Annotated in this window: 17 protein-coding genes; 12 read left to right on the top strand and 5 right to left on the bottom strand. The window is 69.3% G+C overall.

The window, feature by feature from the left end; all coding sequences use genetic code 11:
* The first annotated feature begins 255 nt into the window (after positions 1-255).
* A complete protein-coding gene (locus tag H295_RS0118430; protein ID WP_020136809.1) occupies positions 256-2877 on the top strand; it encodes a SpoIIE family protein phosphatase in 2622 nt (873 codons plus the stop codon).
* Here the strand turns inward: H295_RS0118430 and H295_RS43335 are convergent.
* Positions 2874-4271: a hypothetical protein gene (locus tag H295_RS43335; protein WP_043217622.1), complete on the bottom strand. Its 1398-nt coding sequence runs from the start codon at positions 4269-4271 to the stop codon at positions 2874-2876. The genes H295_RS0118430 and H295_RS43335 overlap by 4 nt on opposite strands.
* 105 nt (positions 4272-4376) lie before the next feature.
* On the opposite strand from H295_RS43335, the gene H295_RS0118420 reads away from it, so the two are divergent.
* A complete protein-coding gene (locus H295_RS0118420; RefSeq protein WP_020136807.1) occupies positions 4377-4697 on the top strand; it encodes a hypothetical protein in 321 nt (106 codons plus the stop codon).
* Here the strand turns inward: H295_RS0118420 and H295_RS0118415 are convergent.
* The 4 genes from H295_RS0118415 to H295_RS0118400 are packed head-to-tail and all read right to left on the bottom strand — an operon-like array spanning position 4681 to position 8541.
* On the bottom strand, positions 4681-5448 hold the full coding sequence (locus tag H295_RS0118415; protein ID WP_020136806.1) for a succinate dehydrogenase/fumarate reductase iron-sulfur subunit: 768 nt from the start codon (positions 5446-5448) through the stop codon (positions 4681-4683). The genes H295_RS0118420 and H295_RS0118415 overlap by 17 nt on opposite strands.
* Positions 5445-7379, bottom strand: a complete 1935-nt coding sequence (locus H295_RS0118410; protein WP_020136805.1) for a fumarate reductase/succinate dehydrogenase flavoprotein subunit — start codon at positions 7377-7379, stop codon at positions 5445-5447. Before H295_RS0118410 ends, H295_RS0118415 begins: the two co-directional genes overlap by 4 nt.
* A 17-nt stretch (positions 7380-7396) precedes the next feature.
* Positions 7397-8233, bottom strand: coding sequence for a hypothetical protein (locus tag H295_RS0118405; RefSeq protein ID WP_028809492.1), 837 nt, complete (start codon positions 8231-8233; stop codon positions 7397-7399).
* Positions 8234-8250: 17 nt separating this feature from the next.
* Positions 8251-8541, bottom strand: coding sequence for a hypothetical protein (locus H295_RS0118400; protein ID WP_020136803.1), 291 nt, complete (start codon positions 8539-8541; stop codon positions 8251-8253).
* Positions 8542-8839: 298 nt separating this feature from the next.
* Here H295_RS0118400 and H295_RS0118395 point away from each other — a divergent pair, with 298 nt between their 5' ends.
* From H295_RS0118395 to H295_RS0118350, 10 genes are all read left to right on the top strand, one after another.
* Positions 8840-11095, top strand: coding sequence for an ABC transporter family substrate-binding protein (locus tag H295_RS0118395; RefSeq protein WP_020136802.1), 2256 nt, complete (start codon positions 8840-8842; stop codon positions 11093-11095).
* A gap of 126 nt (positions 11096-11221) precedes the next feature.
* Positions 11222-13129, top strand: a complete 1908-nt coding sequence (typA, locus tag H295_RS0118390; protein WP_020136801.1) for a translational GTPase TypA — start codon at positions 11222-11224, stop codon at positions 13127-13129.
* Positions 13130-13516: 387 nt separating this feature from the next.
* A complete protein-coding gene (locus tag H295_RS0118385) occupies positions 13517-14536 on the top strand; it encodes an ABC transporter permease (RefSeq protein WP_020136800.1) in 1020 nt (339 codons plus the stop codon).
* Positions 14537-14635: 99 nt separating this feature from the next.
* Complete coding sequence (locus H295_RS0118380) at positions 14636-16429, top strand: ABC transporter substrate-binding protein (protein ID WP_020136799.1); 1794 nt, start codon at positions 14636-14638, stop codon at positions 16427-16429.
* A 98-nt stretch (positions 16430-16527) separates the two neighbouring features.
* A complete protein-coding gene (locus tag H295_RS0118375) occupies positions 16528-17505 on the top strand; it encodes an ABC transporter permease (protein WP_020136798.1) in 978 nt (325 codons plus the stop codon).
* Positions 17506-17520: 15 nt separating this feature from the next.
* Positions 17521-18582 carry an ABC transporter ATP-binding protein gene (locus tag H295_RS0118370; RefSeq protein ID WP_020136797.1) on the top strand — a complete coding sequence of 354 codons (1062 nt, stop codon included), beginning with the start codon at positions 17521-17523 and terminating at the stop codon, positions 18580-18582.
* Positions 18583-18595: 13 nt separating this feature from the next.
* Positions 18596-19732: an ABC transporter ATP-binding protein gene (locus H295_RS0118365; RefSeq protein ID WP_020136796.1), complete on the top strand. Its 1137-nt coding sequence runs from the start codon at positions 18596-18598 to the stop codon at positions 19730-19732.
* A gap of 631 nt (positions 19733-20363) precedes the next feature.
* Positions 20364-22004: a peptide ABC transporter substrate-binding protein gene (locus tag H295_RS0118360; RefSeq protein ID WP_028809491.1), complete on the top strand. Its 1641-nt coding sequence runs from the start codon at positions 20364-20366 to the stop codon at positions 22002-22004.
* A 7-nt stretch (positions 22005-22011) separates the two neighbouring features.
* The gene (locus H295_RS0118355) at positions 22012-22935 is read left to right on the top strand and encodes an ABC transporter permease (RefSeq protein ID WP_020136794.1); all 924 of its coding nucleotides are present in this window, start codon (positions 22012-22014) and stop codon (positions 22933-22935) included.
* Positions 22928-23899, top strand: coding sequence for an ABC transporter permease (locus H295_RS0118350; protein WP_028809490.1), 972 nt, complete (start codon positions 22928-22930; stop codon positions 23897-23899). Before H295_RS0118355 ends, H295_RS0118350 begins: the two co-directional genes overlap by 8 nt.
* Positions 23900-23933 lie beyond the last annotated feature (34 nt).

Genomic DNA, 23933 nt, shown 5'->3' with positions numbered 1-23933 from the left:
GTACGTACACATGGACGACACCCCGTCCCCTGTCCAGCGACGGGTTCAGGCCGGTGGCAGTTGTCGGCGGACGTGATTCGATGCCGTGTCCGCTGGTTAGAAGACTGGAAGTGTTGTCGCAGCCCGGACCGAAAACCGTCGGGATCGTGCTGTGATCGTGAACACCGTGTTGTGCGGCGCCGTAGTGCTGGATACTGCGGGCAGCCGCCCCCGGTGACCGGTACCGGACGCGGTGAGCTGGAGGGGACGGTTCGCGTGAGCGAGATACCAGCGAAGGCCACGGAGTCGAAGGACCCGTCGGACGGCGCGAGGACGGAGGCCGCGGAGGATGCCGTGCAGGTCCGTCCCGGCGAGGTGCTGTCCGGTGACGCCATGTGGCAGAGCAGCCCGCCCGGTTCGATCTACGACTACATCAAGGTGGCGTCCTTCTCCATAGGCCCCGACGGGCTGGTGGACCAGTGGAGCCTGCGCGCCGAGCAGCTCTTCGGCATCCCCGCCGGGCGCGCGGTCGGCATGGACCCCATCGAGGCGTTCATCGACCCGGACCTGCACGAGCAGGGCCAGCGCAAGATGGCCGAGATCCTGGACGGACGCGAGTGGACCGGAGTGGTCCCCTTCCGCACCCCTCCCACGGCCGACACCGAGCAGGCCCGCGAGGGTCTCGCCGAGGTCTATGTGATGCCGACGCGGACCGAGGAGGGCGAGCGGGCCGCCGTCTGCATCGTCGTCGACGTGCGCACGCTCCGGAGCATCGAGACCGACCTGGCCGCGTCGCAGGCGATTTTCGGTCAATCTCCGTTCGGCTTCGTGCTGATCGACCCCGACCTGCGGGTTCGCCGCGTCAACTACCGGTTCGCCTCCCTGTTCGGCGGCACCCCGGACGACCACCGCGGCAAGGGCGTCCACGACTACCTGCCCCGCCCCGAGGCCGAGCGGGTCTCCGCGACCCTGCGCCGGGTCCTGGAGACCGGCGACTCCATCACGGACATGCACGTCACCGGCTTCCTGCCGGGGTCCGACGAGCGCCGGCACTGGTCCATCAACCTCTACCGGGTGCGCAGCGGATCCGGCCGGCCCATCGGCATCGCCTGGCTGGGAACCGACATCACGGCCCGCCGCGCCGCCGCCCGTGAGGCCGCCGCCGCGCGGCGCAATCTCGCCCTTCTGAACGAGGCGGGCGCCCGCATAGGCAACTCCCTCGACCTGGAGACCACGGCCCGCGAACTCCTCGACGTCGTCGTCCCCGGCTTCTGCGACCTGGCCACCGTCGACCTCTACCAGGGCCTCCTGGCCGGCGACGAGACCCCGCCCGGCCTCGCCGACGGCAGCGCCGAACTGCGCCGGGTCGCCTTCGCCAGCGCGGTGTCCGACGCCCCCTTCCTCGGCTCCGGCGCCCCCGTCTCGGTCGGCGCGGTCCACCACTACCCGTTCAACTCGCCGTGCGCGGACGCCCTGCGCACCGCCCGCCCGCTGTACGTCCCGGCCGAGGAGGGCGGCCTCGTGCAGTCCACGCTCGCCGTGCCGATGGTCGCCCACGACACCGTCGTAGGTCTCGCGCAGTTCGCGCGGACGAAGGGCAGCGAGCCGTTCGGGGACCGGGACCGGGACCTGGCGGTGGAGCTGGCCGCGCGGGCCGCGGTCTGTATCGACAACGCGCGGCTGTACCGGCGGGAGCACGAACGGGCGCTGATACTGCAACGGTCCCTGCTGCCGCCCGGCGACCCGGTCGCCTCCGGCCTCGACATCGCCTGCCGCTATCTGCCCGGCAACTCCTCCGCGGACCGGCCCAGCGAGGTCGGCGGCGACTGGTTCGACGTCATAGAACTGCCGGGTCACCGCACCGCGTTGGTGGTCGGCGACGTGATGGGCCGCGGTCTGCGCGCGGCGGTGGCGATGGGCGAACTGCGGTCCGCGGTGCGCACGCTGGCCCTGCTGGACCTCGAACCGGCCGAAGTCCTCTCCGCGTTGGACGAGATCGCCCGCGGCCTCGGCGCACCCGGCGGTGTCCAGCAGGCCACCCGCGCGGCCCGCCGCCCCCGTGAGGCGGACCTGTCCGAGGTGTACCTCGCGACCTGCGTCTACGCCGTCTACGACTCGGTGACCAGGCGCTGCACCTTCGCCAACGCGGGCCATCTGCCCCCGGTGCTGGTCGAACCCGGCGAGGACGCGCTGATGCTCGACGTGCCGCCCGGGATGCCGCTCGGCGTCGGCGGCGAGCCGTTCGAGGAGGTCGAGGTCGAACTACCCGAAGGCGCCCTGCTCGCGCTCTACACGGATGGACTGGTCGAAAGCCGCGATCACCCCCTCGACGAGGGCCTCCAGGCGTTCGTCGGGGCGCTGACCGACCCCTCCGCGCCCCTGGAGGACGTCTGCGACCACGTCCTCGCCACCCTCGACAGCCACCACGGCGAGGACGACATCGCGCTCCTGATGGCACGTGTCCAGGGCCTGCCCGCCGACTCGGTCGGCGACTGGACGCTGCCGCGCGAGCCGCGCAGCGTGGGCCGGGCCCGCGAGTACGCCCGCGCCCGGCTGCTCAGCTGGGATCTGGAGCCCCTGGTCGACACCACGGAACTCCTGGTCAGCGAACTCGTCACCAACGCCCTGCGGTACGGCGAGGGCGAGATCCGGCTGCGTCTCCTCCTCGACCGGACCCTGGTCTGCGAGGTCTGGGACTCCGGGCTCGTCCAGCCCCGCCGCCGACGAGCCCGCGACACCGACGAGGGCGGCCGCGGTCTGCAACTGGTCGGCCTGCTCAGCGCGGCCTGGGGCTCCCGCCGGACCCCGCGGGGCAAGACGGTGTGGTTCGAACTCCCGCTGCCCGACGGGGAGAACGGCATGGTGGATCCGGCGGAGGCCCTGCTGAGCCTGTTCTAGGCGGTGTCGCCGTCCTGCTCGGCGTGTCCGCGCAGTCGCACGTCCTGTTCCGCGAGGTCACGGGCCTCGCGGGCGAGGGCGTCGGCGCGCGGCAGGTCCTCGGTCCGGCGTGCCTCCGCCAGGAGGACGCGGGGCCGGGCACCGACCGCCTTCCGGTGCACGGCCACATAGTCCCGCGCCGAGGCCACGGACTCCCCGGCCACCAGCAGCGCGGCCACCGCGAGCACCCCGGACCGGCCGTCCGTGAGGGGCCCGGTCGCGTGCACGATCCGACGCAGCACGCCCAGCGGGTCGTACGGCCGTCCCGACGTCGTCTCCTGCCGTACGGCGGCCAGGACCGCGTCGGCGTGCACGAGCCGGGCGTCCGTCGCCCCCTCGCGCCGGGCACGGTCGCGGACGGGGGCCAGTTCCGCCTCCGCGCCCGTGAGAGCGGGCGGGATCAGCCGGGCGGCCTCGGTGCGCGCCGAGCGCAGCCGGGCCACGGCCGACACCAGCACGTCCGCCCGGCCGATCGCGGTCTCCGCCGCGCGGAGCCGGTGGACCGCCTCGTCGAGCCGGTCGGCGGCGATGGCCTGGTGGGTCTCGCCCAGGTGGGCGGTGGCGGTGACCAGGCTGTCCTTGGCCAGCTCTACGTATCCGGTGACGGAGCCGTCCACGGGGGCGGTGTCCGCCCTGGCCGTGCGTGCGGTCAGTTCGCGGAACCGGGTCTCGGCCAGGGCCAGGGCCGCGTGCGGGTCACGGTCCAGCGCCCGTAGCGTGCGCAGGCTCTCCGTCCCGGTGGCCAGCCGCCGCTCGGCCTCCTCGCACCGGCCCACGACTCCGGCGAGCGCGGCCGCCTCCTCGGGTACGCCCTCGTCGTAGCGTCGCCGGATCGCGCACGCGGCCCCGAGTTCGGCCTCCGCGGCCTCGGCCGCCCGGACGTACGGGACCAGTGCCTCGCGCCCGAACCCGGTCTCGGCGAAGGAGAGTTCCTCGCGGAACGCGTACAGGTGGTTGTCGGCCTCGACCAGCGCGGCGCGGGAGCGGTCGTCCAGGCCGGCCGGCGCGGGCGGGACCGCGGGGGAGGGGTACGCGCCGACGTGGGTCGTGCCGGGGGCCGCCGGTGTCGTACGACTGCGGGTGCGGCGTATCCGGCGCACGGCACCGTAGGCGGCGAGCGCCGCCACCACGGCGAGGACGGCCACCGGCAGGACGAGGTCGCCGGCGGATGAGCCCTCCTCGGCCGCCGCGGCACTCGTCCGCGCGCCCGCGACCGCAGGCTCGTCGTCGACGGTCATCCACGGCAACACCAGCCACAGCACTCCGGCCACCACCCCCAGCAGGGCGTGCGCCACCCGCACGGATATGTGCGAGCGGCTGCGCCGGGGACGGCCGCGTATCAGGGAGGGCGTCACATTTGGGAGCGTATGGGCCGGAAAGCGGGGGCGCGAGCGGGGTGGGCCCCGAGGGGGGTGCCACGAGCCTGGTCAGGGTGTTGGGGCTCGTGGGACAGTGAGCGCGTGATCTCGGTGTTGACGGTCCTGGGGGCCGTGGTGGTGGGGGCACTGCTCGTGCTGGGCGCCGTTCAGGTCGCGACCGGCTGGGCGCCGCGTTGGGTCCGGGACGATACGCCGCGACCGCGTCTGTCGGGGGCCGCCACCTTGGCGCACGGGGTCGGTCTGGCGGTGTTCCTCTTCCTCGGTCCGCTGGGCAGCGCGGTCCCGCGGCAGCCCGCGATCCCGTTGCTCGGCCTGGCGGCGGGAAACATCGTGGGCGCCGGGCTTCGGAGGCTGGCCCGGCGCCCCTCTCGCGCAGTTGTTCCTCCTACGACCTCCTCCTGATCTTCGACCCCAGCCACACCAGCGGGTCGTACTTGCGGTCGACCGCGCGTTCCTTCAAGGGGATCAGCGCGTTGTCCGTGATCTTGATGCCCTCGGGGCAGACCTCCGTGCAGCACTTGGTGATGTTGCAGTAGCCGAGGCCGTGTTCGTCCTGGGCCGTCTTCTTGCGGTCCAGGCCCGACTCCTCGGCCGCGTCCAGCGGGTGCATGTCCAGCTCCGCCACCCGCATCAGGAACCGGGGCCCCGCGAACGCCGGCTTGTTCTCCTCGTGGTCGCGGACGACATGGCAGGTGTCCTGGCACAGGAAGCACTCGATGCACTTGCGGAACTCCTGCGAGCGGTCCACGTCCTCCTGCATCATCCGGTACTCACCGGGACCGAGGTCCGGCGGCGGGACGAACGCGGGTACCTCGCGCGCCTTCTGGTAGTTGAAGCCGACGTCGGTGACCAGGTCCCGCACGACCGGGAAGGCGCGCAGGGGAGTGACGGTGATCGTCTCCTCCTGGGTGAAGACCGACATGCGGGTCATGCACATCAGCCTCGGCCGCCCGTTGATCTCCGCCGAGCACGAACCGCACTTGCCCGCCTTGCAGTTCCAGCGGACGGCGAGATCGGGTGCCTGGGTGGCCTGGAGCCGGTGGATGATGTCCAGGACCACCTCGCCGTCGTTGACGTCGACCTTGAAGTCCTCCAGGCCGCCGCCCTGCACATCACCCCGCCACACCTTGAAGTGGGCCGTGTAGCCGCTCATTCGTACAGCTCCTCTTCGGCGAGGTACTTGACCAGCTCCTCCTTCTCGAAGAGGGCGAGCAGGTCGGCGCGGATGGGGTCGGTGGTCTCACGGGTCAGGTCGATCTGGCCGCGGACCGGGTCCGTGGCCGCCAACCCGCCCGTCGGGTCGGCCAATTGGCAGATCAGATTCACCCGGCGCCACGTGCGCTCCATCGTCGGATGGTCCTCGCGGGTGTGGCCGCCCCGCGACTCGGTCCGCTCCAGCGCCGCCCGCGCCACGCACTCGCTGACCAGCAGCATGTTGCGCAGGTCCAGCGCGAGGTGCCAGCCCGGGTTGAACTGCCGGTGCCCCTCGACCCCGGCCCGCCGGGCCCGCACCCGAAGCTCCCCGAGCTTCTCCAGGGCCTGCTCCATCTCGCCCTCCCGGCGGATGATGCCGACCAGGTCGTTCATCGCCTGCTGGAGCTCCTGGTGCAGGGTGTAGGGGTTCTCCGGCGGGCCCGTGTCGGGTTCGACGCCCTCCGCCGAGAACGGCCGCAGCGCCTCCGCGGCCGCCGCGTCGACCTGCACCTCGTCCACCGGGGGCCGGTCCGCCGCGAGGGCGGTCGCGTACTCCGCCGCGTGCCAGCCCGCCCGGCGCCCGAACACCAGCAGGTCGGAGAGGGAGTTGCCGCCGAGCCGGTTCGAGCCGTGCATCCCGCCGGCCACCTCACCGGCCGCGAACAGCCCCGGCACCCCGCGCGCCGCCGCCGTGTCCGAGTCGACCGCGATGCCGCCCATCACGTAGTGACAGGTCGGCCCGACCTCCATCGGCTCGGCGGTGATGTCGACGTCCGCCAGCTCCTTGAACTGGTGGTACATCGAGGGGAGCCGGCGGCGGATGACCTCCGCGGGCATACGCGTGGACACGTCCAGGAAGACCCCGCCGTGCGGAGAGCCCCGGCCCGCCTTGACCTCGGCGTTGATGGCCCTCGCCACCTCGTCGCGCGGCAACAGCTCAGGCGGGCGGCGGTTGTTGTCCGGGTCCTCGTACCAGCGGTCGCCCTCCTCCTCCGACTGGGCGTACTTCTCCTTGAAGACGTCGGGGATGTACTCGAACATGAACCGCTTGCCCTCGGAGTTCCTGAGCACCCCGCCGTCACCGCGGACCGACTCGGTGACGAGGATGCCCTTCACCGACGGCGGCCAGACCATGCCGGTCGGATGGAACTGCACGAACTCCATGTTCAACAGGGGCGCTCCGGCCAGCAGGGCCAGCGCGTGCCCGTCGCCCGTGTACTCCCACGAGTTCGACGTCACCTTGAAGGACTTGCCGATTCCACCGGTGGCGATCACCACGGACGGGGCTTCCAGGACGAAGAAACGGCCCGTCTCACGGTCGTAGGCGAAGACACCGGAGACCCGGCTGCCGTCCTTCAACACCCGTGTGACCGTGCACTCCTGATAGACCTTCAGGCGTGACTCGTAGTCCCCGGTCTCCTTCTTGTCCTCCTGCTGGAGGGACACGATCTTCTGCTGGAGCGTGCGGATCAGTTCGAGGCCGGTGCGGTCGCCGACGTGCGCGAGGCGCGGGTACTCGTGGCCGCCGAAGTTGCGCTGGGAGATCCGGCCGTCCTTGGTACGGTCGAACAGCGCGCCCCAGGTCTCCAGCTCCCAGACCCGGTCCGGGGCCTCCTGGGCGTGCAGTTCGGCCATCCGCCACTGGTTGAGGAACTTGCCGCCGCGCATGGTGTCGCGGAAGTGGACCTGCCAGTTGTCGTGCGAGTTGGCGTTGCCCATGCTGGCCGCGATGCCGCCCTCGGCCATCACCGTGTGCGCCTTGCCGAACAGCGACTTGCAGATCACGGCCGTACGGGCACCGCGCTCGCGGGCCTCGATGGCGGCGCGGAGACCGGCACCCCCGGCGCCCACCACGACGACGTCCCACTCCTGCCGGTCGACCACGGACATCAGAAGGCACCCTCAATCTAGAAGAAGCGCGGATCGTCGAAAGCCCCGGAGGCGACCAGGTAGACGTAGAAGTCGGCGAGCGCCACGCTCACCAGCGACGCCCAGGCGAGCTGCATGTGGCGGGCGTTCAGCTTCCCGACGAACTGCCAGGCCCGGTAGCGCACGGGATGCTTGGAGAAGTGCCTGAGCTTGCCGCCCACGATGTGCCGGCAGGAGTGGCAGGAGGCGGTGTACGCCCAGATCAGCACGATGTTGACCAGGAAGACCACGGTCCCGAGGCCCATGTGGCCCCACTCGTAGTTCTCGTCGCGGAACGAGAGCACGGTGTCGTAGGTCAGGATCCCGGCGACCACGATCGCGGCGTAGAAGAAGTACCGGTGGATGTTCTGCAGGATCAGCGGGAAGCGGGTCTCACCGGTGTACTTCTTGTGCGGCTCGGCCACCGCGCAGGCCGGCGGGGACGCCCAGAAGCCCCGGTAGTAGGCCTTGCGGTAGTAGTAGCAGGTCAGGCGGAAGCCGAGCGGGAAGATCAGGATGATGATCGCGGGGGAGATGCCCCACCAGCTGCCGAACAGCTCCCAGTTGGGGCCGTGCCGCATGGGCTCGCAGCGCTCGGCGAGACAGGGGGAGTAGAACGGCGAGACGTACGGGGCCGCGTAGTAGTCCGTGTCCGCGAAGGCCCGCCACGTCGAGTAGACGATGAAGGCCAGCAGCCCGGCCGCGGTGGCCGCCGGCGCCAGCCACCAGCGGTCGGTGCGCAGGTGCGGGGCGTCGATCGCGGCGCGCGTGCCGGTGTGCACGCCGCCGCGCACGGGATGGGATTCGGTGTCGGGGGGTTCCGTACCAGTGGCCAACGCTGACTCCGGTCGGTTCAGGGGGCCCTGCGGTCGCGGGCACCGAGGCCCTCGTCGTCCGAGTCCGTCCACAGGGCGTTGTCGTAGGGGGTGTCGGAGATGGAGACGAGATCCGGGCGGCGCGCCTTGGCGAGCGCCGGGTCGGTCTCCCTCAGCAGCGCGAGGCTCTCGCGCAGACGGTCGGCGTCGATCCGGACGCGGCGCATCTCCAGACCGCCGCTGCCCAGCTGCTGCTCCAGGCGCTTGACATACCGGAGCACTTCGTCGAGAGCGCGCTGGGCCGATGCCAGTTCGTCGTTCACGGACATGACGTGACCTCACTTCCGTGGGCGGGGTTGCCCTGCACGGGAACGGTCATGCGCCTGCGAGTGTTGCGCGTCACACCTACCGGTGTGAAGGGACGTGCACCGATTGGCGGATCGTGCGCCTGGGTGCGCGCCCCTCGTGCGCCGTCGATTGCGCCGCACGGGTGGGCTTCCCGGTCCTTGTCGCCGTGTCGCCGTCCGTTGCCGAACCCTTTCCTCTTCAGTGGCCGCATAGATGTGATCAGCTCCATATACCGCCAAAAGTGATCATAACGCCCGCGGCTCCCGGAGGTAAGCAGAGATGTCCAACGACGGCGTCGGACTGCGCGCGGTCATGCGCTCGGTCGCCTTCCTCACCGCGGGAGCCCTCGCGGTGCCCGCCCTCGCCGGGTGCAGTTCCGAGGACACGGCGAGCAAGCCGCTCGCGGAGCAGGACATCGCGCCCGCGGCCCGCGACCAGGTCGCCGACGGCGGCACCCTGCACTGGGCCGTGGACGCACTGCCGGAGACCCTGAACACCTTCCAGGCGGACGCGAACGCGACCACCACCACCGTCGCCCAGGCGGTCCTGCCGTCGATGTACCGGCTCGACGCGAACGGGCAGCCGCAGGTCAACCCCGACTACCTGGAGTCCGCGAAGGTCGTCGAGACCGAGCCCAGGCAGGTCGTGCTGTACAAGCTGAACCAGCAGGCCGTGTGGAGCGACGGCCGCGAGATCGGCGCCGCCGACTTCGCCGCCCAGTGGCGCGCCCTGTCCGGCAAGGACTCCGCGTACTGGACCGCCCGCAACGCCGGCTACGAGCGCATCGAGAAGATCGAGCGCGGCGCCAACGACCTGGAGGTCCGGGTCACCTTCGCGCGGCCTTACGCCGACTGGCGCTCGCTGTTCTCGCCGCTGTACCCGAAGGACGTCATGGGCACCCCGGACTCCTTCAACGACTCCGCCCGCAAGAAGCTCAAGGTCACCGCCGGTCCGTTCCGGCTGAAGAAGGTCGACCGCAAGGACGGTGAGGTCACCCTCGCCCGCAGCGAGCGCTGGTGGGGGCACCCCGCCAAGCTGGACGAGATCGTGCTGACGGCCGTCCCGCGCGACGAGCGGACCGGGGCACTGGCCGCCGGCGACGTGGACCTCGCCGAGATCGACCCCGAGTCCCTCGGCCGCATCACCCTCGCCGCCCGCGCCGGCGCCAGGACCGGCAGCACCCCGCTGGCCGGTCCGGGCGGTCTGTCCGGCCACGGCTCCGGCAGCAACCTCGGGGCCGCGGACGCCCTGCGCTCCTGGGCCGTGGCCCACGAGGACGACGAGGGGGCCGCCGACGACGAGGCCGGCTCCCGCAGGAAGAAGCGTGAGGCGGCTCTCGCGTACGAGCGGCAGCAAGCCGCCCTCAAGGGCTTCGAGGTCCGCAGGTCCCTGGAACCCGCTTACACCCAGCTCGCCCTCAACGGCGCCTCGGGTCCGCTCGCCGACGAGCGGGTCCGCCGGGCCGTGGCCCGCGCCCTCGACCGCAAGGCGCTCGCCAAGGCCGTCCTCACCCCGCTAGGACTGCCCGCCGAGCCCGTCGGCAGCCACCTCGCGCTCTCCGGCCAGGACGCGTACGCCGACAACAGCGGCGCGCTCGGCGGCCAGGACACCGAGGGGGCGGAGGCGCTGCTGGCCGACGCCGGCTGGGTGCACGGCGGACCGGTGAAGAAGGAGAACGGGGACAAGGCGGAGAAGGGGGAGAAGGCCGCCGGGGCCGAGGGCGAGAAGTCCGACAAGGAGTCCCGCAAGAAGTCCGACAAGGAGTCGGAGAAGTCGGAGAAGTCGAAGAAGGAGTCCCGCGAGAAGTCCGACCAGGAGGACTCGGCGGATTCCGAGGACGGCAAGGGCGACAAGGGCGACAAGGGGGACGACAAGCAGTACGCGAACAAGCTCGCGCAGGGCGGCGCACCGGCCGGGGCCTACGCCCCCAAGGGCACCCCCGCCCCGGCGGGCGCGGCGACGAAGGTGCTGGCCAAGAACGGCAAGGCGCTGGCGCTGCGGTTCGTGCTGCCGTCGGGCCCGGGCTCCGAGACCCTGCGGACCGTGGCCGGCCGGATCTCCTCGATGCTCGCGAAGGTCGGCATCCGCACCGAGATCTCCAAGGTGTCCGACGAGAGCTACTTCAAGGACCACATCGCGTCCGGGCAGTACGACCTGGCGCTGTACTCGTGGCCCGCCTCCGCGTTCCCCGCGACCGACGCCCGGCCCATCTTCGCCAAGCCGGTGCCGGCCGCCGACGGGTCGCTGAACGTGGAGCAGAACTACACCCGGGTCGGGACCGACCAGGTCGACCAGCTCTTCGACCAGGCCGTCACCACCCTGGACGCCTCGGAGAGCCGGAGCCTGATCCGCAAGGCCGACTCCCGGATCTGGGCGGCCGCGGGGTCCATCCCGCTCTACCAGCGGCCGCAGCTGACCGCCGCGAAGAAGAGCCTGGTGAACGCGGGTGCCTTCGGGTTCCAGACGCCGGTCTACGAGGACATGGGCTTCCTGAAGAAGGGTGCGAAGCCCGCGTCCGGACCGTCCGCGAACTGAGCCCGGCGAGCCCCGACCCGGCGGGCACCGTACGATGGGGTGAGGCCGTGGCGTGTTCAGCCCGGCAGGGTCCGCGTAACACAGACGTACGCGTCGGCCTTCCTCACACTCCAGGAGTACGCCTTCATGGCCACGCGCCACGACATCCGCAACGTAGCCATCGTCGCCCACGTCGACCACGGCAAGACGACCATCGTCGACGGAATGCTGAAGCAGGCCGGTGCCTTCGCCGCCCACCAGCTCGAAGGCGTCGACGACCGCATGATGGACTCGAACGACCTGGAGCGTGAGAAGGGCATCACGATCCTCGCCAAGAACACGGCGGTGAAGTACCACCCCAAGGACGGGGGGGACGTCATCACCATCAACATCATCGACACCCCCGGTCACGCCGACTTCGGCGGCGAGGTCGAGCGCGGTCTGTCGATGGTGGACGGTGTCGTCCTCCTCGTCGACGCCTCCGAGGGCCCGCTCCCGCAGACCCGCTTCGTGCTGCGCAAGGCCCTCCAGCAGCGGCTGCCCGTCATCCTGTGCATCAACAAGACGGACCGCCCGGACTCCCGTATCGACGAGGTCGTCAACGAGACCTACGACCTCTTCCTCGACCTGGACGCGGACGAGGAGCAGATCGAGTTCCCGATCGTCTACGCCTGCGGCCGTGACGGCATCGCCTCGCTGACCAAGCCGGAGAACGGCACGGTCCCGGCGGACTCCACCAGCCTGGAGCCGTTCTTCTCCACGATCCTCCAGCACATCCCGGCCCCCACGTACGACGAGGACGCCCCGCTCCAGGCGCACGTCACCAACCTGGACGCCGACAACTTCCTCGGCCGTATCGCGCTGCTCCGCGTCGAGCAGGGCGAGCTGCGCAAGGGCCAGACCGTCACATGGATCAAGCGCGACGGCTCCATGTCCAACGTGCGCATCACCGAGCTGCTGATGACCGAGGCGCTCACCCGCAAGCCCGCCGAGGTGGCCGGCCCGGGTGACATCTGTGCCGTGGCCGGTATCTCGGACATCATGATCGGCGAGACCCTCGCGGACCCCGAGAACCCGATCCCGCTTCCGCTGATCACGGTCGACGAGCCCGCGATCTCCATGACCATCGGCACCAACACCTCGCCGCTGGTCGGCCGGGGCGGCACCGGCAAGGGCGCCGACAACAAGGCGGCCGTCAAGGACCGCAAGGTGACCGCCCGTCAGGTCAAGGACCGCCTCGACCGCGAGCTGATCGGTAACGTCTCGCTGCGTGTCCTCGACACCGAGCGTCCCGATGCCTGGGAGGTCCAGGGCCGTGGTGAGCTCGCGCTCGCCATCCTGGTCGAGCAGATGCGCCGCGAGGGCTTCGAGCTGACCATCGGCAAGCCCCAGGTCGTCACCAAGGACGTCGACGGCAAGGTCTACGAGCCCGTCGAGCGCATGACGATCGACGTGCCCGAGGAGCACATGGGCGCGGTCACGCAGCTCATGGGCGTCCGCAAGGGCCGCATGGACAACATGTCGAACCACGGCTCCGGCTGGGTGCGCATGGAGTTCGTGGTGCCGTCCCGCGGTCTCATCGGCTTCCGGACCGAGTTCCTGACGCAGACCCGCGGCACCGGCATCGGGCACTCCATCCACGAGGGCTTCGAGCCCTGGTTCGGCACGCTCCAGACCCGCAACAACGGCTCCCTGGTCGCCGACCGCGCCGGCGCCGTCACCGCCTTCGCGATGACGAACCTCCAGGAGCGCGGTGTGCTGTTCACGGAGCCCGGCACCGAGGTGTACGAGGGCATGATCGTCGGTGAGAACTCGCGCTCCGACGACATGGACGTGAACATCACCAAGGAGAAGAAGCTCACGAACATGCGGTCCTCCTCGGCCGACTCGTTCGAGGCGATCGTCCCGCCGCGCAAGCTCTCCCTGGAGCAGTCCCTGGAGTTCTGCCGCGACGACGAGTGCGTCGAGGTGACCCCGGAGGCGGTCCGTATCCGCAAGGTCAACCTGGACGCCCGCGAGCGCGCCCGCGCCGCGAGCCGCGCCAAGCACGGCTGATCCGAACACAGCTGAGCCCGGTTCTCCGAGTGACGGGGAACCGGGCCTTCGGCGTGCCGTCGGAACGGGTGCCGGAACGCAGGTAAGAGGCCTGTCCGTGACCTGTGCGATACCGTCCGGTAATCGGTAAGCCGCCCATCGTGTTTCGGACATGTGAACAGAAATCCATTGCGATATGTCCGTTTTGACGGTCTGTCGGTTCACGTGTCAAGCGCGACCAGGTGTCAATCTTTGCAATTTTTCCTCAAAATATGGCCGGTAGGGAGATCCCTATGCCTTCCGCCCTTGACGCGCGTTGAACACTTTGGCGAAAGTTCCCCCAAACCACAGAACCTGCCGGTATCTGTGCTGCGCTCAACTCTCCAACCCCCCGGGGGAAGTACACACATGACCAGTCCAGTCGCCTTGGACCCCGAGCTCGAGTCGAACGCCGAGCCTGTCAAGGCCGAGCAGAAGCTCGAGGGTCGTTCTCCCGGCCAGTTGATGTGGCAGCGCTTCAAGCGTGACCGTACCGGTGTCGTCTGCGCCGTGGTAGTGATTTTGTACTTCGTGGTCTCGCTGGCCGCGCCCCTGCTGACCAAGCTCAGCGGGACCGACCCGTACACGCTGTACGGCCAGGACCCGACCTACGCCGACAAGCCGATCCTGGACCAGTTCGGTCTGCCGCTCGGCTACTTCGGCGGCGTCTCGGGCTCGCACTGGTTCGGTGTGGAGCCGCAGTACGGCCGTGACCTGTTCGCCATGCTCGTGTACGGCATGCGGACGTCGCTCTTCATGGCTCTCGGTGTGACGGTCCTGCTGATGGCCACCGGTGTCATCATCGGCCTCATCGGCGGCTACTTCGGCGGCCGCACGGACTACTGGATCGGCCGGGTCACCGACTTCTTCCTGTCCTTCCCCCAGCAGCTGTTCTTCATCGCCTTCATGCCCGTGGTCACCGCGTTCTTCGTCGACCCGCGGGAGGCAACCCCCACGTACTTCCGCGCACTGGCGATGCTGATCGTGCTGTGGCTGCTGGGCTGGATGGGTATGGCGCGTCTGGTCCGCTCGACCGTGCTGTCCCTGCGTGAGCGGGAGTTCGTCGAGGCCGCCAAGGTCTCCGGCGCCTCCCCGTGGCGGATCGTCCGCAAGGAGATCCTGCCGAACGTGGTGACGCCGATCCTGGTGCAGTTCACGTTCCAGCTGCCCAGCACCATCCTCACCATCGCCTTCCTCTCGTTCGCCGGTGTCGGGTTCGTCGAGCCGACTCCGGACTGGGGACGACTGTTCGCCGCCGCTGCCAACTACACCGAGCAGGACCCGGCGTTCCTCTTCTTCCCCGGCCTGGCGCTGGTGATCTTCGTTCTGGCCTTCAACCTCCTCGGAGACTCGGTCCGGGACGCTTTCGACCCCAAGTCCGGGCGGTAACTCGTCCATTGGTGGGGGGTGACTGCCGCCCCCGCGTCGGCCTACCAGCCGCGTCAGGCAGTACTCATGGATAACAACCGACAGGTAGGTAATCGCCTCATGAAGCCCATCAGCTCGCGCAGAGCGCGTGCAATCGTCGTCGCCCTCGCGGCCGGTTCCCTGGCTCTCACGGCCTGCTCCAAGAACGATGGCGGTGGCTCCGGCGCCGACTCGAAGAAGGACCAGAAGGAGGCCTCCGTCCAGTCGAAGGCGGTCACCTACGCCGACGCCGCGGGCTCGACGGGTCCGGCTGCCGAGGTTCCGGGCGCCAAGCCCGGCGGCACGATCAACGTGTACCAGGAGGCGGGCCTCTCGCACCTGGACCCGGGCCAGATCTACGTCTCCGACGCGGGCCAGGTCGCGAACCTGCTCTTCCGTCGTCTGACGCAGTTCAAGGAGGACGACAAGGGCAACGTCTCGGTCGTCGGCGACCTCGCCACCGACTCCGGCAAGGCCTCGGACGGCGGTAAGACCTGGACCTTCACGCTGAAGGACGGCGTCAAGGACCAGAACGGCAACGCCATCACGTCCGCCGACATCCGTCACACCGTCGAGCGCCAGTACGCGAAGTTCATCTTCGACGGCCCGACCTACCTGCAGACCTGGCTGAGCGGCGCGGACTACCGCAAGGCCCTGCCGAACGGCGGCTTCGACGGCAAGCACCTGCCGGACAGCGTGCTGGCCACCCCGGACGACAAGACGGTGGTCTTCCACTTCGACACCGCGCGCCCGGACCTGCCGCAGACCCTGGCCATGGCCGGCTACGCCGTCGTCCCGGCCAAGGGCGACACCAAGGAGAAGTACGACAAGGCCCCGGTCGCCACGGGCCCGTACAAGATCGTCTCCAACAAGGTCGGCAAGGAACTCGTCCTCGCGAAGAACACCAACTGGGACGCGAAGACCGACTCGGTCCGTCACCAGTACGCGAACGGCTTCGACTTCCAGTTCGGCATCACCGAGTCGACCCAGACCAAGCGTCTGATCGCCGACCAGGGCGAGGACAAGAACGCCATCCAGCTCACCGGCGGCGTCGAGGCCACGCAGATCCAGGACGTCATCGGCAACGCGGCCGTCAGCAAGCGCACGGTCAAGGGCTACCAGCCCTACGTCATGCAGCTGACCTTCAACCTGGACCGCGTCAAGGACCTCAAGGTCCGCCAGGCCATCACCTACGCGGTCAACTCCAAGTCGCTCATCGCCGGTGAGGGCGGTGCCTACGGCGGCGACGTGGCGCCGAACTACTTCGCCCCGACCCTGCCGGGCTACGAGGCGACCTACGACCCGTACGGCCGTCTGAAGATGCCGCAGGGCAACATCGCGAAGGCCAAGGAGATCCTCAAGGGTGTCCCGGCCGCCGAGAAGAAGGTCGTCTTCGCCTACTCCAACAGCGAGGCCGGCCAGAAGCGCAAGGTCGCCATCGAGGACGCCCTGACCAAGGTCGGCTTCAACGTGGTGTCCAAGGAGGTCGACTCCGCGAGCTACTACGAGCAGATCGGCAAGCTCAACAACCCGTACGACCTGTACATCACGGGTTGGGGCCAGGACTGGCCGTCCGCGGCCACGGTGATCACGCCCATCTACGACGGCACCCAGGTCGCCGACGGTTCCTCGAACTACTCGCACGTCAAGGACCCGAAGGTCGACGAGCTGATCAAGAAGGCTCTGACCCAGGACCCGACCGCCGCTGCCGCGACCTGGAAGGAAGCCCAGCACTACCTGCTGGAGAAGGTCCTCCCGGCCGCCCCGCTCTGGTACACCAAGCAGTTCCAGCTCTCCGGTTCGAACATCGGCGGTGCCCGCTACGGCTCGGTGTCCAGCCTCATCGACATCACCCGCCTCTACGTGAAGTCGTAACTCTCTACGGCTGAACGCGGGGGTGCGCACCAGGCGGAGCGCACCCCCGCACCTCCGTGAAAACTCCCACCGTCTCCGCAGAGAGCAGCCCTCCCGCCATGTTTCAGTTCATCATCCGGCGCACAGTCGGTGCCCTCGTCACCTTGATCCTCATCGGCGCCGCCACGTTCTTCCTGTTCGTCGCAGCGCCCTCCGACTACGCCTCACTGGCCTGTGGCAAGGACTGCTCGCCCGCGAGACTCGAGGACATCCGTCAGGCGCTCGGCCTCAACCTGCCGATCCACCAGCAGTTCTGGGACTTCATGTCCGGCATCGTCATGGGCCGTGACTTCCCGACCGGACACTGCAGCGCGCCCTGCCTCGGCCAGTCGTTCTACTCGGGCGACATGGTCTGGTCCACGATCATGGACCGCTTCCCGACGACCCTCACGCTCACTGTCGGCGGTGCGGTCGTCTTCGTCATCGTCGGCATCGGCGCCGGCATGATCGCCGCCTACCGGCGCGGCACCATGGTCGACAAGGTCGCCACCAGTGTCTCCATGGTGCTCAGCTCGTTCCAGATCTACGTGCTCGGCCCGATCGTCCTGCTGATCTTCGTCTACAGCACGGGCTGGATGGACAACCCGGCCTACCACCCGATCACCGACGACCCGTGGAAGTGGTTCACCGGCCTGCTGCTGCCGGTGCTGGTGATGTCCACCATCTTCACCGCCCAGTACACGCGTATGGCCCGCTCCTCGATGATCGAGCAGCTCGCCGAGGAGCACGTCCGCACCGCGCGCGCCAAGGGCATGTCGAACAAGTACGTGTTCTTCCGCTACGCCTGGCGCGGCTCGATGATCCCGATCGTCACCGTCCTCGGCATCGACATCAGCTCGATGCTCGGCGGCGCCGTGGTCACGGAGCTGACCTTCTCGCTCCAGGGGATCGGCCGTCTCGCCGTGGACGGCGCGGTCCACAAGGACCTGCCGCTCACCATGGGCGTCATGCTGTTCGGTGCCTTCTTCATCCTGATCGTCAACATCCTCACCGACATCGCGTACGCCTACATCGACCCGCGCGTCCGGCTCTCCTAGGAAGAACGAACCACCGTGACCACACTGACCAAGACCGAGGACGCGCCGGCCCCGACCGGTCCGGAGAGCTTCCTCTCGGTGCGTGATCTGAAGGTGCAGTTCTCCACCGAGGACGGCATCGTCAAGGCGGTCGACGGCCTCTCCTTCGACGTCGAGCGCGGCAAGACCCTGGGCATCGTCGGCGAGTCCGGCTCCGGGAAGTCCGTCACCAACCTGACGATCCTGGGCCTGCACAACCCCCGCACCAGCACCGTCGACGGCGAGATCGTCCTCGACGGCAAGGAACTCGTCACCGCCAACGAGCGGGAGCTGGAGCAGCTCCGCGGCAACAAGATGGCGATGATCTTCCAGGACCCGCTGACCGCGCTGTCGCCGTTCTACACGGTGGGCCGCCAGCTGTCCGAGCCGTTCATGAAGCACCGCGGCGCCTCCAAGAAGGAAGCCAAGGACCGGGCCATCCAGCTGCTGGAGAAGGTCGGCATCCCGCAGCCCAAGGCGCGCTTCGACGACTACCCGCACCAGTTCTCCGGCGGTATGCGCCAGCGCGCGATGATCGCCATGGCGCTGATGTGCGACCCCGAGCTGCTGATCGCCGACGAGCCGACCACCGCGCTGGACGTCACCGTGCAGGCGCAGATCCTGGACCTGCTCAAGGACCTCCAGCAGGAGTTCGGCTCCGCGATCATCTTCATCACGCACGACCTCGGCGTCATCTCCAACATGGCCGACGACCTGCTGGTGATGTACGCCGGCCGGGCCGTCGAGCGGGGTTCCGTCCGGGAGGTCCTGGGCGCGCCCAAGCACCCCTACACCTGGGGCCTGCTGAGTTCGATGCCCCGCCTGGACGGCGACATCAACGAGGCGCTGGAGCCGATCCCCGGCTCGCCGCCCTCGCTGCTCAACCCGCCCTCCGGCTGCCCGTTCCACCCGCGGTGCGCCTTCACGGACGAGGTGCCGGGCACGCTGTGCACCGACTCCCGTCCGCCGCTGGGCGAGGGGCGCGCCTCCGCGTGCCACCTGACGGCCGAGCAGAAGCAGACCATCTTCATCGACAAGATCCAGCCCCGGCTGCGCTAGGGAGATCCGAGACATGAGCGACAACCTCACCCTCCCCGCCCAGCAGGGTTCCGCCGGCACCTCGACCGAGCCACTCCTCAAGGTCGAGGGCCTGACGAAGCACTTCCCGATCTACGGCGGCTTCCCCATCAAACGCAAGGTCGGCGCCGTGCAGGCCGTCGACGGGGTCGACCTGACGGTCGGCGCCGGCGAGAGCGTCGGCCTGGTCGGCGAGTCCGGCTGCGGCAAGTCGACGACGGGCCGGCTGATCACCCGGCTCCTGGAGCCCACCGCCGGCAAGATCACGTACGCCGGTCAGGACATCACGCACGCCTCGCGCCGCCAGCTGGCGCCGGTGCGGTCCGAGATCCAGATGATCTTCCAGGACCCGTACTCCTCGCTGAACCCGCGGCAGACCGTCGGCTCGATCATCAAGTCGCCGATGGAGGTCAACGGGATCGAGCCGGAGGGCGGCCAGGAGAAGAAGGTCCGCGAGCTCCTCGAGCTGGTCGGCCTCAACCCCGAGCACTACAACCGCTTCCCGCACGAGTTCTCCGGCGGTCAGCGCCAGCGCATCGGCGTGGCCCGCGCGCTGGCCCTCCAGCCGAAGCTGATCGTGGCGGACGAGCCGGTCTCCGCGCTGGACGTGTCGATCCAGGCGCAGGTCGTCAACCTGCTGAAGAAGGTCCAGGACGAGCTGGGCATCGCGTTCCTGTTCATCGCCCACGACCTGGCCGTCGTACGGCACTTCTCGCAGCGCGTCGCGGTCATGTACCTCGGCAAGGTGGTCGAGGTCGGCGACCGGGAGTCGATCTACAACGGTCCGCGGCACCCGTACACGCACGCCCTGCTGTCCGCGGTGCCGGAGGTCGACATCGACGGCACGGGTGCGAGCCGGGAGCGGATCCGGCTCTCCGGTGACGTGCCCTCGCCGATCCTGCCGCCGTCCGGCTGCCGCTTCCGCACGCGGTGCTGGAAGGCGCAGGACAAGTGCGCCACGGACGAGCCGCCGCTGGTCCAGATCTCCGGCAACAAGGCCGGCCACCTCACGGCCTGCCACTTCCCGGAGGACCCGACGACCGAGGCCCGTGACGAGGACGTCGTGATGGACCCGGCGCTGATCGCCCTGGAGGACGCGGCGGAGTCCGACGCGGTGCAGACGAAGGACTGACGCGGCCGGGACATCCCGGTACGACCCCACGGCCGGGGACGGAGACACCACCTCCGTCCCCGGCCGTCGGCGTGTGCGATGAGCTGGTGGGCTGTGCCGATCGGGGCGGCGGGGGAGGGGACGGTCACGGTGGCTGGGCGGTGCTTGGGCCGACGGGCGTTCCGGCCGGGGCTGCCGACGGGCGCGGGGCAGTGCGGGTGAGGCACGGCAGGCGTCGTGGCGAGTGGCGAGGCTCTGATAGGCGTCCCGGACTGAGCGGGTGGAGGCAGTGCGCGGGCCGCCCCGACTTGTGGCGCCACCCCGCCTGGCAGCCCGACCGTTCGGATCTCGGCCTGGGCGTGATCGGGCCGGTCGCCGCGTGGTGTTCGGGCATCCCGGTACGCCGACCTCGCGCCCCCTGCCTGGTCCGCTCGACGCGTTGCCCCGGCGGCACCCAGCCATGCCGTGCACGCCCCGCGTAGGCGCCAACATCCCCAGTGCCCGGGTGATACCGGCCCTCTGACGCACCGTCTCCTCCCTCTCCCCGCGGTCCCGGATCCGCCGCCCCACCCCCAAAGGCCTACTCAGGCGTGCGAAATGTCGTTCATGATCCGATATTGGCCGGTAACGGATCATCTTGAGGAGGCACTCCATGCGTGGAGGCACGCACGCCAAATGGGCCGCATGCGCGGCGGTGGTAGCGCTCGCGGCGACGGCCTGTGGGGGCGGGGACAGCGGCGGCGGCAGCGGCAGCAGTGACGGCGGCGCGGTGCTCAGCTCCTCCTGGGGCGACCCGCAGAACCCGCTGGAGCCGGCCAACACCAACGAGGTGCAGGGCGGCAAGGTCCTCGACATGATCTTCCGCAGCCTGAAGAAGTACAACCCGGAGACGGGCAAGGCCGAGGACATGCTCGCCGAGAAGATCGACACGAGCGACTCGCAGAACTTCACCATCACCGTCAAGGACGGCTGGACCTTCAGCAACGGCGAGAAGGTCACCGCCAAGTCCTTCGTGGACGCCTGGAACTACGGGGCCTCCCTCAAGAACAACCAGAAGAACGCCTACTTCTTCGGCTACATCGACGGCTACGACAAGACGCACCCGGAGGACGGCAGCAAGCAGACCGCCGACACCCTCTCCGGCCTGAAGGTCACCGGCACCAACACCTTCACCGTCAAGCTCAACCAGAAGTTCTCGACCTTCCCCGACACCCTCGGCTACCCCGCCTACGCCCCGCTCCCGCAGGCCTTCTTCACCGACCACGCGGGCTGGCTGAAGAAGCCGGTCGGCAACGGGCCGTACACCATCGACTCGTACACCAGGGGCTCCCAGATGGCCCTGAAGAAGTGGGACGGCTACAAGGGCCCCGACAAGGCCCAGAACGGCGGCGTGACCCTCAAGGTCTACACCGACAACAACACCGCCTACACCGACCTGATGGCCGGCAACCTCGACCTGGTCGACGACGTCCCCGCCGCCCAGCTCAAGAACGTCAAGAGCGACCTCGGCGACCGCTACATCAACACTCCCGCCGGCATCATCCAGACCCTCGCCTTCCCGTTCTACGACAAGAACTGGAACAAGGCCGGCATGGAGAAGGTCCGCACCGGACTGTCCCGGGCCATCAACCGCGACCAGATCACCCAGACCATCTTCCAGAAGACCCGTACCCCCGCCACCGACTGGACCTCCCCGGTCCTCGGCAAGGAGGGCGGCTTCAAGGAAGGCCTGTGCGGGGACGCCTGCGACTACGACCCCGCCGCGGCCAAGAAGCTCATCCAGGAGGGCGGCGGGCTCCCCGGCGGCCAGGTCAAGATCACGTACAACGCGGACACCGGCTCCCACAAGGAGTGGGTCGACGCGGTCTGCAACTCCATCAACAACGCGCTCGGCAACGACAAGGCCTGCGTCGGCAACCCGGTCGGCACCTTCGCCGACTTCCGCAGCCAGATCACCGCGAAGAAGATGAGCGGCCCCTTCCGGGCGGGCTGGCAGATGGACTACCCGCTCATCCAGAACTTCCTCCAGCCGCTCTACTACACCAACGCCTCCTCCAACGACGGCAAGTGGTCCAACAAGGACTTCGACAAGCTCGTCAACGAGGCCAACGCCGAGACCGACACGGCCAAGGCCGTCGAGAAGTTCCAGGAGGCGGAGGGCGTCGTACGGGACAACATGGCCGCCATCCCGCTCTGGTACCAGAACGGCAGCGCGGGCTACTCCGAGCGGCTCTCCAACGTGAAGCTCAACCCGTTCAGCGTCCCGGTCTACAACGAGATCAAGGTCGGCTGAGCCCGCCATGGGACGGTACGTCGTCCGGCGTCTGCTCCAGATGATCCCGGTGTTCATCGGGTCGACCCTGCTGATCTTCCTCATGGTGAACGTGATGGGCGACCCCATCGCGGGCCTGTGCGGCGACAAGCAGTGCGACGCGGCGACGTCCGCCCAGCTCAAGAAGGAGTTCGGCCTCGACAAGCCGGTCTGGCAGCAGTACCTGACCTACATGGGGCACGTCTTCACCGGCGACTTCGGCACCGCGTTCAACGGCCAGAAGGTCACCGAGCTGATGGCGTCGGCGTTCCCCGTGACCATCCGGCTGACGATCGTCGCGATCCTCTTCGAGATCGTCATCGGCATCACCCTCGGTGTCGTCACCGGCCTCAAGCGCGGGCGACCGGTCGACACCTCGGTCCTCCTGCTCACCCTCGTCGTGATCTCCGTCCCCACCTTCGTCACCGGCCTGCTGCTCCAGCTGCTGCTCGGTGTCGAGTGGGGCTGGATCAAACCGTCGGTGTCCACGGACGCCACCTTCGGCGAGCTGATCGTGCCGGGCCTGGTCCTCGCCTCCGTGTCCCTGGCGTACGTGACCCGGCTGACCCGCACCTCGATCGCCGAGAACCGCCGCTCCGACTACGTCCGCACGGCCGTGGCGAAGGGCCTGCCCAGACAGCGCGTCATCGTGCGGCACCTGCTGCGCAACTCGCTCATCCCCGTGGTCACCTTCATCGGCACCGACATCGGGGCCCTGATGGGCGGCGCGATCGTCACCGAGCGCATCTTCAACATCCACGGCGTCGGCTACCAGCTCTACCAGGGCATCCTGCGCCAGAACACCCAGACCGTGGTCGGCTTCGTGACCGTCCTCGTCCTGGTGTTCCTGGTGGCCAACCTGCTCGTCGACCTGCTGTACGCCGTCCTCGACCCCAGGATCCGCTATGCCTGAGCCCCAGCAACCAGAGGGAGCGATCGCAGGGACCGGTATGGGCGGGGCGATGGACCTCGCGGTGAGCGAGGCGACCACCCTGGAGGGGGGCCGCCCGGACGGCTCGGGCCCTTCGGGCAAGCCGCGCTCCCTCTGGTCCGACGCCTGGCGCGACCTGCGCCGCAACCCCGTCTTCATCATCTCCGGCCTGGTGATCCTCTTCCTGGTCGTCATCTCCCTGTGGCCGTCGCTGATCGCGTCCGGGAACCCCCTCAAGTGCGACCTCTCCAAGGCCCAGGAGGGCTCCCAGCCGGGCCATCCCTTCGGCTTCGACGGCCAGGGCTGCGACGTCTACACGCGCACGGTGTACGGCGCCCGTACGTCGGTGACGGTCGGCGTGTGCGCCACGCTCGGGGTGGCTCTGCTCGGCTCGGTCCTCGGCGGCCTCGCGGGCTTCTTCGGGGGGGCCTGGGACTCGCTCCTGTCCCGCCTCACCGACATCTTCTTCGCGATCCCGGTGGTCCTCGGCGGCCTGGTCCTGCTGTCGGTGGTCACCAGCAGCACGGTGTGGCCGGTGATCGGCTTCATGGTGCTGCTGGGCTGGCCGCAGATCTCCCGCATCGCGCGCGGCTCGGTCATCACGGCCAAGCAGAACGACTACGTCCAGGCGGCCAGGGCGCTGGGCGCCTCCAACTCCCGGCTCCTGCTGCGGCACATCACCCCGAACGCGGTGGCCCCGGTGATCGTCGTGGCGACCATCGCGCTCGGCACGTACATCTCGCTGGAGGCCACGCTGTCCTACCTCGGCGTGGGCCTGAAGCCGCCCACGGTCAGCTGGGGCATCGACATCTCCGCCGCCTCCGCGTACATCCGCAACGCCCCGCACATGCTCCTGTGGCCGGCCGGGGCCCTGGCGATCACCGTCCTCGCCTTCATCATGCTCGGCGACGCGGTCCGCGACGCCCTCGACCCGAAGCTGAGGTGAGCGGAGGTGGCGTGGGGCGTGCTGCGCGGTCGTG

Origin of the sequence: Streptomyces sp. 351MFTsu5.1 (genome assembly GCF_000383655.1) — a bacterium.
Lineage (GTDB): Bacteria > Actinomycetota > Actinomycetes > Streptomycetales > Streptomycetaceae > Streptomyces > Streptomyces griseorubiginosus.
This window is presented reverse-complemented; position numbering and strand designations above follow the sequence as displayed.

Excerpts from the sequence above, each read along its gene's own strand:
- H295_RS0118380 (WP_020136799.1), top strand. The coding sequence starts at position 14,636 with ATGAAGCCCATCAGCTCGCGCAGAGCGCGTGCAATCGTCGTCGCCCTC.
- H295_RS0118355 (WP_020136794.1), top strand. The coding sequence starts at position 22,012 with ATGGGACGGTACGTCGTCCGGCGTCTGCTCCAGATGATCCCGGTGTTC.
- H295_RS0118395 (WP_020136802.1), top strand. The coding sequence starts at position 8,840 with ATGTCCAACGACGGCGTCGGACTGCGCGCGGTCATGCGCTCGGTCGCC.
- H295_RS0118400 (WP_020136803.1), bottom strand. The coding sequence starts at position 8,541 with ATGTCCGTGAACGACGAACTGGCATCGGCCCAGCGCGCTCTCGACGAA.
- H295_RS0118415 (WP_020136806.1), bottom strand. The coding sequence starts at position 5,448 with ATGAGCGGCTACACGGCCCACTTCAAGGTGTGGCGGGGTGATGTGCAG.
- H295_RS0118350 (WP_028809490.1), top strand. The coding sequence starts at position 22,928 with ATGCCTGAGCCCCAGCAACCAGAGGGAGCGATCGCAGGGACCGGTATG.
- H295_RS0118375 (WP_020136798.1), top strand. The coding sequence starts at position 16,528 with ATGTTTCAGTTCATCATCCGGCGCACAGTCGGTGCCCTCGTCACCTTG.
- H295_RS0118360 (WP_028809491.1), top strand. The coding sequence starts at position 20,364 with ATGCGTGGAGGCACGCACGCCAAATGGGCCGCATGCGCGGCGGTGGTA.
- H295_RS0118385 (WP_020136800.1), top strand. The coding sequence starts at position 13,517 with ATGACCAGTCCAGTCGCCTTGGACCCCGAGCTCGAGTCGAACGCCGAG.
- H295_RS0118410 (WP_020136805.1), bottom strand. The coding sequence starts at position 7,379 with ATGTCCGTGGTCGACCGGCAGGAGTGGGACGTCGTCGTGGTGGGCGCC.
- H295_RS0118365 (WP_020136796.1), top strand. The coding sequence starts at position 18,596 with ATGAGCGACAACCTCACCCTCCCCGCCCAGCAGGGTTCCGCCGGCACC.
- typA (WP_020136801.1), top strand. The coding sequence starts at position 11,222 with ATGGCCACGCGCCACGACATCCGCAACGTAGCCATCGTCGCCCACGTC.